Here is an 18,044-nt window from a genome sequence, read left to right as displayed (position 1 = left end):
AATGTATTATTTTCACGTTGACATTGATATATATAGCTTATAGAGAAAATATAGGAGATGAAAAAATGAAAAAAGTATTGTTGATTATAATGTGTTTAGGTGTTGTCGTTACTTCCATGGTAGGATGCAATAAGTCTATTAAAAACTCTAACAAAGATGAAAGCAATGGAACTCAAATTGAGGAACCAGTAGAAGATAATAATGTAAACATAGATATAAGAGATACTGCAATACAAGTTCAAAGTTCACAAGTAGAAAGTGGAGAATTAGAAGGAGAAAAAGTATTTGCAGTAGGAGTTGTATCTTCAATAGATTCTTTAGGGGAGAATATAGACAAAACTAATTTCATAATCACACAAAATGAAGGAGAAGAGGCCAAGTCTTATGTAGTTACATGGGAATTAGGAAAACTTAATTTTAAAAGTTTAAAAATATCAGACGGAGATGTAGTTAGGATTTATGGGGTATTAGAAGGGAAAAATGAAAAAGGTATGCCAATAATTAAATCTTCTCTCATAGATTTGGCAATGTAGTGTATGCAAAATAGCAAGAAATTAATTCTTGCTATTTTTATTTTTATAAAGGAAATAGATATTAATAGTAAGAATATGTTGTTACTAATTGTTAATAAGTAAATAATTTGTTAATGTACTTTTTCCTTTTAATGAAGATATTTATATATATGAAATATAGGTTCAATTTTCAGAAAATTTCATTGGGATCAGAATGACGATTCTCAATGGAGATAAAGAATAAAGTTAATTTTTATTGAAGGAAAATAGGATTAGAAATTCATTATTGTAAAAATATTACTTTAAAAAGAGGTGATGCTATGAAAAGTGAAGAAAAATTAAGATAATGTGCCATGGAAACGTTTTAAATAGTGGAAAATTGAAGAAAACTAAGGTAAGTGATAATTGATAAAACTGACTGGTCGGTATAAAATTGAGAGATATTAATGAAAGGGAGATGGACATGAACTATGGCAAAGATATCTAAGAAGATAGCTGAGAGTAGAGTTATAATTTTAGTTTTAGCATTTTTATTACTTATTCCATCTGTATTGGGGTTTATTAAGACTAAAATTAATTACGATATACTAAGCTATTTACCAGATGATTTAGAAACTGTAAGAGCAGAAGAGATTCTAAAAAGAGATTTTGATTGTGGATCACTTAGTATGCTGATAGTAGAAGGTATGGAAGATAAGGATGTAGCAAAAATAAAGGAAAAGGTGGAAAAAATTCAAGGAGTACAAAAGGTATTATGGATAAATGATGTTTTGGATTCACCAATTCCTAAGGATATACTTCCTAGTAGCATACAAGATGTGTTTTATGCTAAGGATTCAACTATGATGGTAATAATGCTAGAGGAAGGTAGTGCTAATATTATTACACAAAATGCTGTAGAAGATATAAGAAAGGTTGCTGGAGAACAAAGCTTTCTAAGTGGGATGGCTGGAATAGTTAAAGATACTAAGGACTTATCAGATAAGGAAACTCCATTTTATGTATTAATAGCAGTAGTATTATCTTTAATAGTTCTAGCACTGACTATGGATTCAGTGGTAATACCAGTTATATTCTTAGGAAGTATAGGAATTGCAGTAATTTATAATATGGGAAGTAATATTATTTTTGGAGAGATATCCTATATAACTAAGGCTCTGTCCGCAATATTGCAACTTGGAGTAACTATGGATTATTCAATTTTCTTACTTCACAGATATGATGAAGAAAGAGAAGTTCAAAAGGACAAAGTAATAGCTATGGCAAATGCTATAGCAAATACAATGATTTCTGTAGCAGGAAGTTCATTAACTACAATAGCTGGATTTTTAGCTCTTTGTACAATGGACTTAGCTCTTGGTAAAGATATAGGGCTAGTTATGGCTAAAGGAGTATTACTTGGAGTTATATGTACAGTAACTGTTTTACCTGCCTTAATTCTTACATTTGATAGGGTTATTCATAAATACAGACATAAAACTTTACTACCAACCTTTGAGAAGACTTCTGAATTTGTGGTAAAACACCATAAAGCCTTTGTATTAATAGGAATTTTAGTATTTATCCCTGCATTTATAGGTAAGGTTAATGCTAAAGTATATTACAATTTAGATGAGTCCCTTCCAAAGGATTTACCATCTATCGTGGGAACCAATAAGTTGAAGAATGACTACGGAATGACATCTACAAACATGATTTTAATTAAAGATAGCCTTGATAACTATAAAGTTAAAGCCATGGCTGATGAACTAGAACAGGTAGATGGGGTATCCTCAGTAATTGCCCTAGAGAAAATATTAGGACCAAGGGTACCAGAGAGCTTTATACCAAAAGATTTATTAGAAAAGATAAGATCAGGAGGCTATGAGCTTTTTGTAGTAAACTCAGAATATAAGGCAGCAACTGATGAGGTAAAGGAACAACTTGTAAAAATAAACGACATAGTAAAAAAATATGATTCTGATGGATTAGTAAGTGGAGAAGCTCCATTGACTAATGACTTAATCAAAATTTCAGATATAGACTTTAAAAATGTTAGTATTGCATCTATAGTAGCCATATTTATAATTATAGCACTAGTATTTATGTCATTAAGTTTGCCGATAATTTTAGTTATTGCTATTGAGCTTGCTATATTTATAAATTTAGGTATTCCTTTCTATACAGGTAGTGTAATTCCTTTCATAGCGTCAATAGTGATAGGAACAATACAATTAGGTGCTACAGTGGATTATGCTATATTATTAACCTCTAGATTTAAAGAAGAACTTGAAATGTCATCAAACAAAATGGATGCTATGAGAATAGCTGTTCAAAGCTCATCTAGATCAATTATTACTAGCGCTTTGACATTCTTTGGGGCTACAGCTGGAGTTGGTATTATATCTAAACTGGAAATGGTAAGTTCTCTATGTACATTAATGGCTAGAGGAGCAATTATAAGTATGTTTGTAATTTTATTTGTATTACCAGGGATTCTACTAATTAGTGAGAAAGTAATAATAAAAACAAGTAAAGGTTTTATAAAAAATGTTGAGGAGGCTGCATAAAAATGAAAAGAAAAGCATTATCTAAGAGAGTTATAGTGTTAGCTACAGTAGCAGCTATGATGACTTCTACAGTGGCAATGGCACAAGAAATAAATAAGGATGAAACAGTATATGTAATTTTAGATAGTAATGGAAAACCAGAACAAAAGATAGTATCCACTTGGATAAATGGTGAAGAAAATCTAGGAGAATTTAAGGACAAGTGTAATTTAGATAATATAAAAAATGTTAAGGGTGAAGAAACTCCAACTATAAGTGGAGAGGAACTAACTTGGAAGGTAGATGGAAAAGATCTTTATTATGAAGGAGAAAGTAAGAGAGAATTACCTTTATCAGTTAGTCTAAACTATGAGATTAATGGAAAAAAAGTAGAGCCTAAGGAAGCTTTAGGACAATCAGGTAATTTTAAAATAACTCTAACAGTAAAAAATAATGAATCACGAACAGTTAAAATCAATGGAGAAAATAGAACTTTGTATGTTCCTTTTGTCACAGTTTCAGAAATTATGTTATCTAATGATAAATTTAAGGACGTAAAGGTGGATAATGGTAAACTTATTCAAGATGGAAATAATTCCTCAATTACCTTTGTTTCTGCACCAGGATTAAAAGAGTCTTTAAATTTAGGAAGTATATTAGATATTAAAGATACTTTAGTAATAGAAGGAACAACTACAAACTTTAGTGTACCAGCTATTATGATGGTTGCAACTACAGAAGCACTAGATTTAGAAAATATTAGTGATGATGATAGTTTAGATAGTTTGAAAGATTCCCTTGTTCAACTTCAAAATGGTGGGGATGAATTGTTAGAAGGTTCTAAAAAGCTAGTAGATGGTCAAGGGCAGTTAAGTTCCAACTATGCTAAATTTAATGATGGAGTAGGAACTTTAAAAAATGGAGTTGCTGATTTAAGTAATGGAATAGACAGCTTATCTAATAATACTCCTACTTTAAAAGCTGGAGCTGATAAGCTACAAAATGGACTTTCACAATTAAAAGATGCTCAAGGACAATTTTCTAAAGGAATAGAAACTTATGAAGACAACGCTTCTAAATTATTTACAGCCTATAATTCCATAGATAAAGGGATAAATTCATGTTTAACTGGTTCAACAAAGCTAAAAGAAGGATTAGCTGCAGGTAATGAAGGTTTAACTAATCTAAATAATTCTACAGCAAATTTAGATACAATAGCAGCTCAATTAGATGCAATGAGTGCTTCAGTTGCAAAGGTTAATCCTGAATTAGCAAATAATATTGCAAAGGCAAGTGGTGGAATTAAAGCTGTATCTCAGGGACAAAAGGATGGCATAGGAAAACTACAACAAGGAATGAAAGGTGCTTCTATTGGTGCAGGTGACCTTGAAGAAGGATTAAATGGATTATCTAAGGGGTCAAATGAGTTTAAAAATAAAGGGCAACTTTTATTACAAGGTACTAACACTTTAAAGGAAAGTTCAGCAAAACTTAATGGAGCTTCAACAGAGTTGTATAATGGAAGTACAGCACTATCTCAAGGAATTGGTTCTTTAGTAAATGGTACTAATAAGTTAAGAGCTGGAGGTTCATCATTATTAAATGGAAGTAATGAACTATATGATAATTCAGGGAAATTATTAAAAGGTATAAATCAATTAAAAGAAGGAAACACAGAACTTTATAAGGGTGTTGTTAAATTAAAAGAAGAAGGCTTAGATAAGTTAAATGAAAAAGGTAATACTGCTATAAAGGATATACAAGGGGTAGTTGAAGCTAAGGACGAGCTTGTAAAACTTTCTAAGGAATATGGTGCTTTTTCAGGTATGAATAATTCTATGAATGGAAAAGTTAAATTTGTTATGAGAACAGAGGAAGTTAAAGCAGAGGCAGATAATAAGGGAGATAAAGAGAAGGTAGTAGTAAAAGAAGAAGTTAAAGAGGAAAAAGGTTTCTTTAAAAGTTTATTAGATATATTTAAAAAATAGATTTATGTATAGTAATATTAAAAACAAGAGAGGTTCTTAAGAACCTCCCTTATATTTATATTTAAAATATATTATCAGTGTTAACTAATAGTATGTATTTTAAATGAAAGATTATTAAGAAAAATTCTAATAATAATGTAGAAAAACTTAGAATAATTTCATAAATGTAGGTAAAAATACTACCGAAGGAGGAGTATTTATGGATATTGTAAGTTTTTTATTATATTTTACATTTAATTTCTTTTTCTATGGATTTGTAGGGTGGATAATTGAGAATTTGTTTTGCTATTGTATTAGAGGTCACTTTCAAAAGGATGGCTTTCTAAGTGGACCATTTAAACCTATGTATGCCATAGCTATGAGCATTTTAGTAGTAATAGAATCTACTTTTACAATTAATGTTTATTATTTAATACCATTATGTTTTATAATTCCGACTACTGTGGAATATTTAACGGGAATAATAATGAGAAATCATTTTAACAAAAATTACTGGGACTATACTGATCTTAAGTATAATTTTAAGGGAATTATATGTTTAGAGTTTTCTATAGCTTGGACTTTATTAAGCTTTATTGGAGTAAAGTATTTACAGGTAGTGATAAATCAAGCATATGAAATAATTTATCCAATATGGCCAATTTGTTCTACGATTTTACTAATAATTTTACTTATTGATGAGATTATTACTTTTAGAGAGTTTAGAGAAAAGGGAAAAATTATCCAAAATTAAATTAAGACATAGTAGTAGAATAAGGTCTATATTTATAAAGTATTATATAAACAGGTAGTTAGTATAACTGCCTGTTTATTTTTCAATAAATCCTAATAATAGTTTGTTTAATCTATAAGACAAAAGTATAAGTACAAACAAAATTATAATATATCTATAAATACATAGACAAAAACTTGAATATATCATATTATTATATTATAGAATAATTGAATAATATTTGATTAAGGGAGGTATTATAGTGGAAAAGATGGATAGATTTATTGATGATGAAGGTAGAATAAAAATATGGCCAAAGAAGAAAGAAGTAAAAATTGAGATTCTGAAATATTTAGCTACTAAGTTTAAGTATGACTGTTTATATAATGAGAAGGAAGTTAATGATATTATTAAAAAATGGCATACTTTTGAAGATTATTTTTTGCTGCGTAGAAGTTTAATAGATTATAAATTTTTATGTAGAAAAAAGGATGGATCAGAATATTGGAGAAATAGTGAGGAAACCCATGAATAATAAAATAGATATAAAAAAAAGTAATATAAAGAGTGTTGATACAGAAAATAAAGATATTAAAAACAGTGGAGTTTTAGAAGTAAAATCTAATGAAATATTCTGGAATTCAACCATGGAAGAGCTTAAAAAGGGATATATTCAAGAAGGAGATATTATTAAATGTTTAATTTGTGGTAAAACATTCCAAAATGGAAAAGTATATAGAATAGATGAAGAATTTTATGAATCATGGAAAGCAGCAGAGCTTCATATTCAGAATGCTCATAATTCCATGTTGGAATATCTATTAAATATGAATGGAATTTTTACTGGGGTTACAGATGCACAGAGGGAAGTATTAAAGCTTTTTGCAGAAGGTATATCAGATAAAGAAATAGCCAGTAGATTAGGAGTTGCCACTTCTACTATAAGAAATCATCGATATAAGTTAAGGGAAAAAGAAAAGCAGGCAAAGCTATATTTAGCAATGATGGAATTATTAAATGAAAGTACTAATAAGAAGATAAATAAATTAGAAGAGGGAATTATTTGTGATGCTCATAAGACTGCTACTACTTTAGATGATAGATTTAATATAACTACTGAAGAAAAGCTTCAAGTTATACAAAATTATATTAATGAAGATGGTAGTTTGAAAAGATATCCATCTAAGGAAAAGAAAAAGATTATAGTTTTAGAGCAAATAACAAGAAATTTTACTATAGGAAAAACTTATCCAGAGAAAGAAATAAATAGAATATTGGCTAGGATATATGAAGACTATGCCACTGTAAGAAGAGCATTAATTGAATATGGATTTTTAAGCAGATCTAATGATTGTAAAAAATATTGGGTGAAAGAATAAAATACTATAAGTGTGAATACTTTAAATTAAATTGAAGGAAAAATAGTATTTATATAGAATATACATTATTATTAGATTACAGTATAAACTTAAATAGAAGTAGATTTTAATTAGTAATTTATAGAAAGGAAATGGTATAGAAAATTTATATAAATTTATCTATACTGGGTGACAATATGAAAATAGAATTAGATGATAAAAATATACTTTATGTATTAGACAGTATTCATGGTAAATATATAAGCACAAAGTTATATTTTAAGGAGCATACCAATGAAATAGATAAAATAGGTATGACTACTCCTGAAGAATTAAAAGACTTATATAATAATTTACTTGAACAAGTACATGCTCAAGGAGAGTACAAATTTCTAGAAAAAATAAAGTAATGGAAGGTAGAGTTTCTATTGCATGGAAATAAGGTCATATACAAAGAATAAACTTTGTATATGACCTTATTTTACTTCAGGTAGGTGATTCCAATATCTGGTGGGCATACTTCTACGTGTTAATTTAAGATTTTCTCGTTCCTTTATATTTATAGCATTGTAGAATTCTTTCCAAAGGCTTTCAAAATTATCATTAAGAGAGGAAGTTTCTAGATATTCACCATTAGCTTTAGAAAAAGATGAGATAATACCGTCTTTTTTATTATATATTAAAGCAAGCTCTCTCTTTATATCATGAATTATAAAATTTTGGTCAGAAAATCTTTCTATAAAATGAGTCTGAATAAGGGGAAGAATATTATGATCAGGCTCTATAACTGAGTAAAAGGTAAAGGGAGCTATTTCTTTAAATCTAACAAATCCAGTAAATCTATGAGCTTCTAAAGAGACTCTTCTGCAATATTTATCTACAGTTAAGATAATGTCATTATTTTTAGCTAAATTAATGCTATCTCCAAATTTGTAACAAAGTTTAATGTATTTAAATATTAAATCCTCAGAAGAGGGGAGAGCACTTAAATATAAATAGTATATATTTTTAAGTGTTAAGTAGCTAAGGTTATCTTTTATACTAGAATATACTCTATTAAATTTGTCTTCTTCAGTAGTTATTTCTTCTGTTGTTGTAATTAAGCTAGGAACATATGAGGAAGACTTGGTAATTTTCACTTCCTCTTTATAACTATAGGCATAGAAAATTGTAGTTAAAAGTCCCTCAAAGGAACCATCGTATAAAAATTCTTTCATGTTGTAACACCACCTATAACTTTATTATATTTATAGTTCTCCAGTTATATAGGAACCTCTATCCTCTAGAAGTAAAGTTTTATCTAAGGAGTTTATATCATCTTGGGAGGATGAGGATAATATAAGTTTATTATATTCATTACCTAAAATTGGTATAGAACTGTTATTATAGTTAAAGCCAAGAAAGCTTAATTGTTCATACCTTTCATTTTCAATATAGTTTAAGTCAATTTTAGGTTTTAGCACAGATCTTACTTTTTCTTCATCTAAATCCACAGAACCGTAATACTTACCCTTACATATTATAAAGTATTGAGCTCGTTTTAAAACAACTCCTAATTTTTTTAAATCCTGAAAGGTGAGAAAACCAATTCTTCGAGCACTAATTATCTTTTTAGCGCCTCGAATACCTATACCAGGTATTCGAATTAATAGTTCATAGGAAGCTGTATTAATTTCTAAAGGAAAGATATGAAGATTATTTAGAGCCCAATTAGTTTTAGGATCAAAATTTATATCAAAATTTGGATTTTGTTTATTAAGAAGTTCTTCAGCTTTAAAACCATATACCCGTAGTAACCAATCTCCTTGATAAAGTCTATGCTCTCTAAGGGTAGGTGGGGTTTTGAAATTGGGTAAATTTTTACCATTATTCACTGGAATGTAGGCTGAATAATAGACCCTTTTTAGTAAGAAGTTGTTATATAGATTTTCTGTAAGATTTAAAATATCTAAATCATCTTCTTTAGTTGCACCTACGATTAATTGAGTGCTTTGTCCACCAGGTACAAATAAAGGAGCTTTTTTAGACAGCGTTCTCTCTCCATTACTTATAATTATGTTATTTTTTATGGATTTCATAGGGGTAAATATATCCTGTTTATTTTTTTCAGGGGCTAGAAGTTTTAGGGAATTATTAGATGGAAGTTCAATATTAACACTCATTCTATCTACATATTGGCCAGCTTCTTTTATTAGATCTTCATCAGCTCCTGGAATAGCTTTAAGATGAATATATCCACGAAAGTTAAAATGATTTCTTAGCCTTTTTACAACTGATGTTAATAGTTCCATAGTGTAATTAGGATTTTTAATTACTGCTGAGCTTAAAAATAATCCTTCAATATAGTTTCTTCTATAAAAGTTCATAGTTAAGTTTATCACTTCATCTACGGTAAAGGCAGCTCTTTCTACATCATTAGTCCGCCTATTAATACAATAGGCACAATCGTATATGCAGTAATTAGTTAATAAAATTTTTAAAAGAGATATACATCTTCCATCTGGAGTAAAGGAGTGACATATACCACTAGGAGCAGAAGAACCTAAAGCACCTTTGATTCCTCGACGATTAGAACCTGATGAGGAGCATGATACATCATATTTTGCTGCCCCACTTAATATCCTAAGCTTTTTACTAATCTCCATTTAAACTCACCTTCTACAATAAAATAGATAATCCATATAAGAATTATAACAGAACATTTGTTCGAGGTCAACAAAATAAAATTTATTTTTTGTAATATAGTGTGACTTATTTGAAGCATCATACATAACATAAAATATAGCAAGAATTATGGAGTTATTAAATGAACAATTGTAAAGATAACTATAATTGTAAGGATAAATGTGATTGCAATGACAATTGCAACGATGATTGTAAATATGATTGCAATTATGAGTGCGATTGTGATTGTGATTGTGATTCCACTGACGGTGGAGTAGGTGGAGTTGTTGATGCGAAGGAAGTTAGATGTCAAAGAAAGGAAGATAGACTACTAATATTAATATTAATACTTCTTTATTGTCAAAATGTATATACAAACTCTCAATACTATAGATGTATTAATAGTCAAATGCTAAATTACATGATGTGCTCAAATCGTCAGTTAATGTGTACAATTTTATGTATGTCTCAGAACTTAGTAGATAGCATAGTAGATTGTTGTGCTAATCAAAGAAATCGTAAATAAGAGCAGAGTAATCTGCTCTTTTACAATTGGTTAAAAATATATGAAGTGTGATAAAATAAAGTATATATTTAAGAAATAAGGTGATGAGATGGATATGTACGAAGATATAATATATGGAGAGCTAATAGAGTGGAAAAGAGAAATGATGAGGAAACCTACTATTGGAAATAAGCTTTCTAAAAATATACAAGATAAAATGAACGGATTTATTCCAGAAAAATTTCATGTTATGGTTACAGAAGTTATAAAAAATATGGTTAAAGTAGTTATTTTAGGGTCTGAATATACTACATTGGAACCTATAACATATATGTCAATAATAGAAAGAGAAATGTTAGTAAAGGAAAAGATTCAATTATATAGAAAGGTAGCAACAGTAAGTGGAGCTAGCACAGGATTTGGTGGTTTTTTTATAGGGCTAGCTGATTTTCCTATTTTGCTAAGTATAAAAATTAAGCTGTTATATGAGATTGCTAGTATATACGGTTATGACACAAAAGATTATAGAGAAAGATTACATCTTCTTTACATATTTCAAATTGCTTTCTGTAGTGATAAAAGAAGAATAGAAGTATTTCACATATTAAATAATTGGAAATCCTATTCAGATAAGTTGCCTTTGGATAAAGAAAACTTTGATTGGAGGATCTTTCAACAGGAGTATAGGGATTATATAGATTTAGCTAAGTTTTTTCAGCTTGTACCAGTTATAGGAGGAGCAGTAGGAGCTGTAGCTAATTATAAGTTAGTAGAAAAGCTAGGTGATACTGCTATGAATGGATATAGATTAAGGTATTTTCATTAGAGCAGCAAAATTTACAATTCTAATTTCAATAAAATATCTTAAGAGAACACCTCTTAAATATTATATTGTTGTAGCATAGTTTAAGTTAAAGAAAAAAAAGTCGGAATGTGAAGTTTAATCTACATCCCAACTTATTTTAAAACTCCCGCTATGATCTCCTTCAACTTGTATTTTATATTTCCCATCATGAGGTATGACTATAGTTTGAATTAAAGAATTATCTATGTTTTCAGTTTTATATAATGTGTGATCATCCTCATCAATTAGCAATATAGCCAAGTTTCCACTTTCATTTTCAACCTTTATATTAAGAGTTAACTGGTCATCCATGTCTAACTTAAGAATTTTATATTTATAACCCTTAAAGCTTTTGTAGGTCATTTCTATAGAACTATCTGAAGAGTGTTCCTTAGCTTTACTAGTTTTGTAGTTGCCATCAGTGGTTGAACATTTGTTGAGTAGCACAATAGTAATTAATATACATAGGAGTAGTAGGAGTTTAGTTTTTTTAGCCATAAATAACCTCCACATACACATCTAATATATTATATAAAAATAATAAAGAATTATGCCTAAATTATCTATAAATTATATTTTTAAATTTTAAGAGAGCTATTTACTAAAAGTACATAATATACTTTAAAAGAAACATATGTACTATATATTATCTATATAAATCATAGTATATGTAGACAAGATAATATATAATTTAATATAAATACAAACTTGTTTTCATATTAAATGTTAATAAAACGGAGGTTTTTAATGATTAATGAAAAAAAAGAAATAACTAAAAAGGGAAATAAAAAGAAAGGCAACTTTTTATCTGGGCTTATGTTTTTAGTAGTTTGCGGAGCTATTGGAGCTGGTATAGGGTTTTTATCTGCAAGTTACTTTAAAGGTTTTATGAATACCTATATCAAAAGTGATAATTTTCTTTTTGAATTACTTAAATACTATGGACTTATACTAATATTTTTCTTAGGGTATATAATTCATATTATTATTCATGAAGCAGGACATCTTTTATTTGGATTTATGACAGGATATTCTTTTGTATCCTTTAGGATAGGATCTTTAACTATAATTAAAGACAAAGATAAAATAAGCTATAAAAAGTTTGGTATACCAGGCACAGCAGGTCAGTGTCTTATGATGCCTCCAGAAATAAAGGATGGAAGATATCCCTTCATAATGTATAACTATGGCGGAGGAATAATGAATTTAATAGTAGCAGGAGTGGGGATACTACTAGTTGTTTTAATAGAAGGAATTCCTGTTTGGATTTCAACAATACTAATATTGATTAGTGGAGCAGGTATATTTGCAGCCCTTACTAACATAATTCCTTTAAAGGTTGGAGGAATTTCTAATGATGGATATAATGTTATATCCATGTTGAAAGATGAAGATGCAAGAAGAGGGTTTTATTTACAGCTTAGGGTTAATGGATTACAATCACAAGGAATGCGAATTAAAGATATGGAATTGGAAGAATTTAAGTTAAATGAAGGAAGTAACTTAGTGAATCCACTTAATTCTTCACTTAAACTTATGGAGTACAACTGGTATTTGGATAATATGGACTTTGCAAGGGCAAGAAGGTGTATTGAAGATTTTACACCATGGCTTAATAAGATAATCCCATTGTATAAGAATGAAATAAATTGCGAAAAAATTTTTTTAGAACTCATAGGTGATTGTAATAAGGAGTTTATTGATAGCATATATGATAAAAATCTTAAAAAATATATAAAAGCTTCTAAATTTATGATAGGAAAAAAGAGAATAATGATGGCTTATGAAGCTTTCTATAATAATAATAATGAAAAAGCATTAGGTTATTATGAAGAGGCCATAAAGCTATCTGAGAAGTATCCAGTTAAAGGGGATGCAGAAATGGAGTTAATGTTAGTAAATTGGATTAAGGAGATGAAGAATATTTAATCCATGACTACCAGTTCAAGTGGAGTTGAAAGCTATGTCTATATAAGATGTAGCTTTTTCTGTTGTATTTATAGAAAAAGAATAAAATTGGAGATAAAAGTTTTAATATTTAGAAAATAATGCAGTTACATTTACAACGTAATGTGATAAAATATACAATATAGATATAAAACTTTTTCTAAGGCTATTAATAAAAAGAGGGGGATACTTATGGCTTTAAAGAGGAATGTGGAAGTAACCTGTCCAAATTGTTTGATAAAAAGCAACATTAAGTTATGGAATAGTATTAATGTAACTATAGATGAAAGAATAAAAGAGAAAGTATTAGATAATGACTTTTTTAAATTTAAATGTCCTATATGTGGACATGTATCAACCTTTGAATATGATTGTTTGTATCATGATATGAATAAAAGAGAGATGATATATTTAATAACAAATTATAGTAGAAATAACGATGAATTAGCTAAAGAGCTAGAAGCATTATCAGATGAAATCTTGCCTCAATTTGGTAATGATTATAAACTTAGAATTGTAACTAGTAACTATGATTTAATAGAAAAAATTAAAATTTTAGACTGTAATTTAGATGATAGAGTTATGGAAATATATAAATTATATTATATTACTAATTTAGTAGACACTAATTTGGATTTTTGTACTAAAAAGATATATTTTGATTATGATATTATTAAAGATAGTATGATTTTTATACTTATAGATGAAAAAGGGGAAACACCATTGTACAATATAGATATGAAAATATATAATTTTATAAGAGATAAATACTTAAATAATATAGAGAAAAAGGTATACAAGGGTTTTCAAGTTATTGATGAACAGTGGGCAATTGGGATTAATGAATATAATAATTAATGATTTAGTATAATTAAGGCGGTATAAATACCGCCTTTTTATTATTAATTCTTCAAAGATATTTAAAAAATGTGGAAAATTATAATGAAAAACATTCAGATATTCATAAATCTTATAAAATTATTTTTAGTAATTTTATCTATGGATATTTTTACAAAAATCCTGAAATCCAGTAATATTCTTATTTTGGGTTTGGTTAATAAATCCATTATGGATAATGGTTACCTTTGGAGGATAATGTATCATTCATTAGAAATTATCAACCATTATAAAACTAAAATTTATATGTTATAAATATAGGACAAGGTGGTTAGACGTAAAAGTACATTAACTACTAGAAAAGTGGACAAGTTATTAAGTCCAAATATAGGAGGAATGGAAATGAAATCGAGAACATTATCAATATTAACATTATTATTAGTAGGAAGTACATTCGTAGGTGGAGTACAAGCTGAAGCTGCTGTAAAGACTAGAAGTCAAGTGAAAACTGTGAGTTATAGAACTATAAGTAACAATCAATATGGCAATGTAGATTATACTAAATTTATGAGTGGAAACTTTACAACTGACTTTGAAGCTATGAAAAAGATTATAATAAATCAAAATAATTGTACTACAGTACCAAGTACACCGTCAAAAGACCAAGTAAAGGAACCAGTAGTGGAACAACCAACAACAGAACCAACTACCAAGCCAACGACACAACCAACAACAGGACAGGATACGGCAACTAAAACTCCTGTTACTGAAGCACCAGTTGTGCCTGAAACACCAGTTGTTAATGAGAAGTTTATGGCTCAAGTTGAACAAGCTATATTTAATAAAGTAAACGAAGAGAGATCTAAAGCTGGAGTAGCGCCTTTAACTTATAACAAGACTATGGAAAAATATGCTAGAATTAAATCTCAAGATATGGGAGATAAAAATTATTTTAGTCACCAAGACTTAAGTGGAAATCTTATAACAACTAAAATGAAGGCTGATGGAGTTTCATATAGAGCTTGGGGAGAAAATATAGCATATATAGGGGGCGTATCTGACCCAACTGCATTAGCTAATCAATTTATGACTAACTGGATGAATTCAGAAGGTCATAGAAAAAATATACTATCAACTAATTTTGAAAGTATAGGTGTAGGTGTATATAAAGCTGGTAATAGAGTTTATGCAACTCAAGAGTTCTATAAATAATAACAGATAAATTTTAAAAATCAAATATACATTTTCCCATAAAATTAAAAAATGTCCCTTATTGCAGATAGTAAAGCTGCAATGAGGGATATTTTTATTAACTTTAATTTTACTAGTTTTTATTTCTTGTAGTAGTAAATTCAGTATATTTCTCTATGAAGATTAATATATTTTACTATATAAATTATTAATTTAGGAGGAAGATATGTCTAGAGGTAGGGGTAAGGAGGATAAAAAGACAGCTAAGAATGCTGGCAAGGATAAGAAGGGTGACAAGAAAGTTAAGAATAAGAATGAGTTAAAGAAGAAAAAATAAACATAGTATTTTAAATCTATAAAAAGTATAAGGGCTATCTCAAAGTTGAGATAGTCTCTTTATTTACTATAAAAAATAATTAAATTAATAAAAGTATTTAAATTCATACTATAACACATAATAAATATATATTAATTAATGTTAAAGGAAGGGATTTTATGGAAGAGAAAAAATGTGTTAAAGTAATACCTCTGGGGGGATTAGGTGAAATAGGTAAAAATATTACTGCTATTGAATATGATAAAGACATTGTAGTTATAGATTGTGGAATAGCATTTCCAGATGAAGAAATGTATGGGGTTGACTTAATCATACCTGATATAACTTATTTAATGGATAATAAAGAAAGAGTAAAAGCTTTTGTTCTTACTCATGGACATGAAGATCACATTGGTTCATTACCTTATATTTTAAAACAACTAAATATTCCGGTGTACGGAACTAGATTAACATTAGGTATATTAGGTAATAAACTAAAGGAACATTTTTTAGAAAATGAATATACCCTTAAAACTGTGGAAGCTGGAGAAACTATAGAATTTGAAGATATTAAAGTTGAATTCATAAGAAATACCCATAGCATAGCTGATTCTTGTTCCTTAGCTATACACACTCCTATTGGGAACATAGTCCATACTGGAGATTTTAAAATTGATTATACACCTATAGATGGTTTAGTTATGGATTTAGAAAGAATATCTGAATTGGGAAAAGAAGGGGTATTGCTTTTAATGGCAGATAGTACTAATGTAGAAAGACAAGGTCATAGTTTATCAGAAAAGTCTATAGGACAGACCTTAAATAGAATTTTTTCTACAGCTACTGGAAGAGTGATAGTTGCAACCTTTGCCTCCAATATACATAGAATGCAACAAATAGCTGATGCTTCAGTTAAGTACAAAAGAAAAATTGCCTTTAGTGGTAGAAGTATGGAAAATATATCTACTGTAGCTATGGAGTTAGGTTATTTACATATTCCAGAAGGATCTATGATAAATGTAGATGACATAAGAAATTACAGAAATGAAGAAGTAACTATAATAACTACAGGTAGCCAAGGAGAGCCTATGGCAGGCCTTGCGAGAATAGCATTTTCAAATCATAGAAAGATTCAATTAGAGCCTGATGATCTTTTTATTATCTCAGCATCTCCTATACCTGGGAATGATAAGCTTATATCTAAAGTTATCAATGAACTCTATAAAAAAGGCGCAGATGTTATCTATGAAGCTTTAGAAGATATCCATGTATCTGGGCATGCTTGTCAAGAAGAGTTAAAATTAATACATTCATTAGTTCATCCAAAGTATTTTATGCCTGTTCATGGAGAATATAGGCATTTAAAACATCACAAAGATCTGGCTAAAAGTTTAGGTATGGAAGATAAGAATATATTTATAATGAATACTGGAGATATACTTCAGCTTTCTGAGGATGAAGCAAGAATATCTGGTAGGGTTCATACTGGAAGGGTACTTGTAGATGGTATAGGAGTAGGTGATGTAGGCAACATAGTACTAAGAGACAGAAGGTATTTAGGTCAAGATGGTATGGTTGTCGTAGTTGTAACTATAGAGAAGGAAAGTTATAGTATATTAGCAGGACCAGATATTATAACTAGAGGTTTTGTTTATGCCAAGGAAGCAGAAGATATGATCAATAAAATTAGAGATATAGCAAGAGAAGAAATTGAAAATTCTTTAGCAAATAATCAGATAGAATGGTATGTATTAAAGACTAATGTAAAAAGATCCATAGAGAGATTCTTATATGATGAAACTAAAAGACGACCAACTATATTCCCAATAATTATGGAAGTATAATATACTAATGTTTAAATAACGTGCTACAGATAATAGTTCTCTGTGGCATGTTATTTATTTTATAATAGCTATTAGTAATATTTAAATCCTAATTTAATAAATTTATACTATACAAATTTATTAAATTAGGAGGGGTATTATGGAAGAAAGAGTTATAAGTGTGAAAGGAAAGGGTAAAGCATCAATACCACCAGATACAATAGAAATTAATATGATATTAACTACGTTAAAACCTACCTATGAAGAAGCTATGAATGCTGCTAGTAGAGACTTGGATGAATTGAGGTTATGCTTAAGGAGTGCAGGTTTTGATAAAAAAGATATAAAGACTACTAATTTTAGAGTGGACACTAAGTATGAAAATATTTCTGATGCAAATGGAAATTATAGGAGAGTTTTTGTAGGATATGAAGTTACCAATAACTTAAGAATTGAATTTGAGCAAAATGCCATGATGTTAACTAGAGTCCTTAATGCTCTTGCAGGTTGCAAAGCAACACCTGAGTTTTCTATAAGGTATAGGGTTAAAGATGATACAGAAGTTAAGAATTTACTTTTGGAAAGGGCTGTAGAGGATGCAAGATCAAAGGCTAAAGTAATGGCAGAGGCTGCAGGGGTAAGATTAGGAAAGGTACTAAGTATAGATTATAGTGGGAGTGATATTCAATTATATAGGGATATTTATAGTATGAATAAGAATCTAATTTCTACAGGAGGAGCTCCAAACATTGATTTGCAGCCTGATGATATAGATGTAGAAGATACAGTGACTGTAGTTTGGAGGATGGAAAGTTAATT

At 28.9% G+C, this 18,044-nt stretch carries 17 protein-coding genes; 14 read left to right on the top strand and 3 right to left on the bottom strand.

Annotated elements, in window-relative coordinates:
* The first annotated feature begins 65 nt into the window (after positions 1 to 65).
* From B3086_RS08530 to B3086_RS08500, 7 genes are all read left to right on the top strand, one after another.
* Entirely contained in the window at positions 66 to 533 is a 468-nt protein-coding gene (locus tag B3086_RS08530) for a hypothetical protein (RefSeq protein WP_346878760.1), read from the top strand.
* Positions 534 to 982: 449 nt separating this feature from the next.
* A complete protein-coding gene (locus B3086_RS08525; RefSeq protein WP_346893199.1) occupies positions 983 to 3,061 on the top strand; it encodes an efflux RND transporter permease subunit in 2,079 nt (692 codons plus the stop codon).
* Positions 3,062 to 3,063: 2 nt separating this feature from the next.
* A complete protein-coding gene (locus B3086_RS08520) occupies positions 3,064 to 5,028 on the top strand; it encodes a hypothetical protein (RefSeq protein WP_346847994.1) in 1,965 nt (654 codons plus the stop codon).
* A gap of 199 nt (positions 5,029 to 5,227) precedes the next feature.
* Positions 5,228 to 5,761, top strand: a complete 534-nt coding sequence (locus B3086_RS08515) for a putative ABC transporter permease (protein WP_346847995.1) — start codon at positions 5,228 to 5,230, stop codon at positions 5,759 to 5,761.
* Between the two features lie 250 nt (positions 5,762 to 6,011).
* Entirely contained in the window at positions 6,012 to 6,275 is a 264-nt protein-coding gene (locus B3086_RS08510) for a DUF2087 domain-containing protein (RefSeq protein ID WP_242844065.1), read from the top strand.
* A 112-nt stretch (positions 6,276 to 6,387) separates the two neighbouring features.
* Positions 6,388 to 7,119, top strand: coding sequence for a DUF2087 domain-containing protein (locus tag B3086_RS08505; protein WP_346848215.1), 732 nt, complete (start codon positions 6,388 to 6,390; stop codon positions 7,117 to 7,119).
* Positions 7,120 to 7,295: 176 nt separating this feature from the next.
* Positions 7,296 to 7,508, top strand: coding sequence for a hypothetical protein (locus B3086_RS08500; RefSeq protein ID WP_150843745.1), 213 nt, complete (start codon positions 7,296 to 7,298; stop codon positions 7,506 to 7,508).
* 66 nt (positions 7,509 to 7,574) lie between these two features.
* On the opposite strand, the gene B3086_RS08495 is transcribed toward B3086_RS08500, so the two are convergent.
* Positions 7,575 to 8,315, bottom strand: coding sequence for a TIGR03915 family putative DNA repair protein (locus B3086_RS08495; protein ID WP_346847996.1), 741 nt, complete (start codon positions 8,313 to 8,315; stop codon positions 7,575 to 7,577).
* Positions 8,316 to 8,345: 30 nt separating this feature from the next.
* A complete protein-coding gene (locus tag B3086_RS08490) occupies positions 8,346 to 9,743 on the bottom strand; it encodes a putative DNA modification/repair radical SAM protein (protein WP_346893197.1) in 1,398 nt (465 codons plus the stop codon).
* Positions 9,744 to 9,904: 161 nt separating this feature from the next.
* On the opposite strand from B3086_RS08490, the gene B3086_RS08485 reads away from it, so the two are divergent.
* Both B3086_RS08485 and B3086_RS08480 read left to right on the top strand, forming a co-directional pair.
* Positions 9,905 to 10,288: a hypothetical protein gene (locus B3086_RS08485; protein ID WP_346847998.1), complete on the top strand. Its 384-nt coding sequence runs from the start codon at positions 9,905 to 9,907 to the stop codon at positions 10,286 to 10,288.
* 88 nt (positions 10,289 to 10,376) lie between these two features.
* A complete protein-coding gene (locus B3086_RS08480) occupies positions 10,377 to 11,093 on the top strand; it encodes an EcsC family protein (protein ID WP_346847999.1) in 717 nt (238 codons plus the stop codon).
* Positions 11,094 to 11,207: 114 nt separating this feature from the next.
* Here the strand turns inward: B3086_RS08480 and B3086_RS08475 are convergent, their stop codons facing one another.
* Positions 11,208 to 11,609, bottom strand: coding sequence for a hypothetical protein (locus B3086_RS08475; RefSeq protein ID WP_346848000.1), 402 nt, complete (start codon positions 11,607 to 11,609; stop codon positions 11,208 to 11,210).
* A gap of 249 nt (positions 11,610 to 11,858) precedes the next feature.
* Here B3086_RS08475 and B3086_RS08470 point away from each other — a divergent pair, with 249 nt between their 5' ends.
* From B3086_RS08470 to B3086_RS08450, 5 genes are all read left to right on the top strand, one after another.
* A complete protein-coding gene (locus B3086_RS08470) occupies positions 11,859 to 13,040 on the top strand; it encodes a hypothetical protein (protein ID WP_346848001.1) in 1,182 nt (393 codons plus the stop codon).
* A gap of 210 nt (positions 13,041 to 13,250) precedes the next feature.
* Positions 13,251 to 13,916 (top strand): CpXC domain-containing protein, encoded by a 666-nt coding sequence (locus tag B3086_RS08465; protein WP_346848002.1) that lies wholly within the window; start codon positions 13,251 to 13,253, stop codon positions 13,914 to 13,916.
* A gap of 381 nt (positions 13,917 to 14,297) precedes the next feature.
* Positions 14,298 to 15,107 (top strand): CAP domain-containing protein, encoded by an 810-nt coding sequence (locus B3086_RS08460; protein ID WP_346893195.1) that lies wholly within the window; start codon positions 14,298 to 14,300, stop codon positions 15,105 to 15,107.
* 474 nt (positions 15,108 to 15,581) lie between these two features.
* Entirely contained in the window at positions 15,582 to 17,246 is a 1,665-nt protein-coding gene (locus tag B3086_RS08455; RefSeq protein ID WP_346893193.1) for a ribonuclease J, read from the top strand.
* A 139-nt stretch (positions 17,247 to 17,385) separates the two neighbouring features.
* The gene (locus tag B3086_RS08450; RefSeq protein WP_346848005.1) at positions 17,386 to 18,042 is read left to right on the top strand and encodes an SIMPL domain-containing protein; all 657 of its coding nucleotides are present in this window, start codon (positions 17,386 to 17,388) and stop codon (positions 18,040 to 18,042) included.
* The last annotated feature ends 2 nt before the right edge of the window (positions 18,043 to 18,044 follow it).

The organism is Clostridium sp. UBA871 (genome assembly GCF_002295255.1).
Taxonomy (GTDB): Bacteria; Bacillota; Clostridia; order Clostridiales; family Clostridiaceae; genus Clostridium_J; species Clostridium_J sulfidigenes.
Note: the sequence above shows the minus strand (reverse complement) of the source record. Positions and strands in the feature narration are given on the sequence as shown.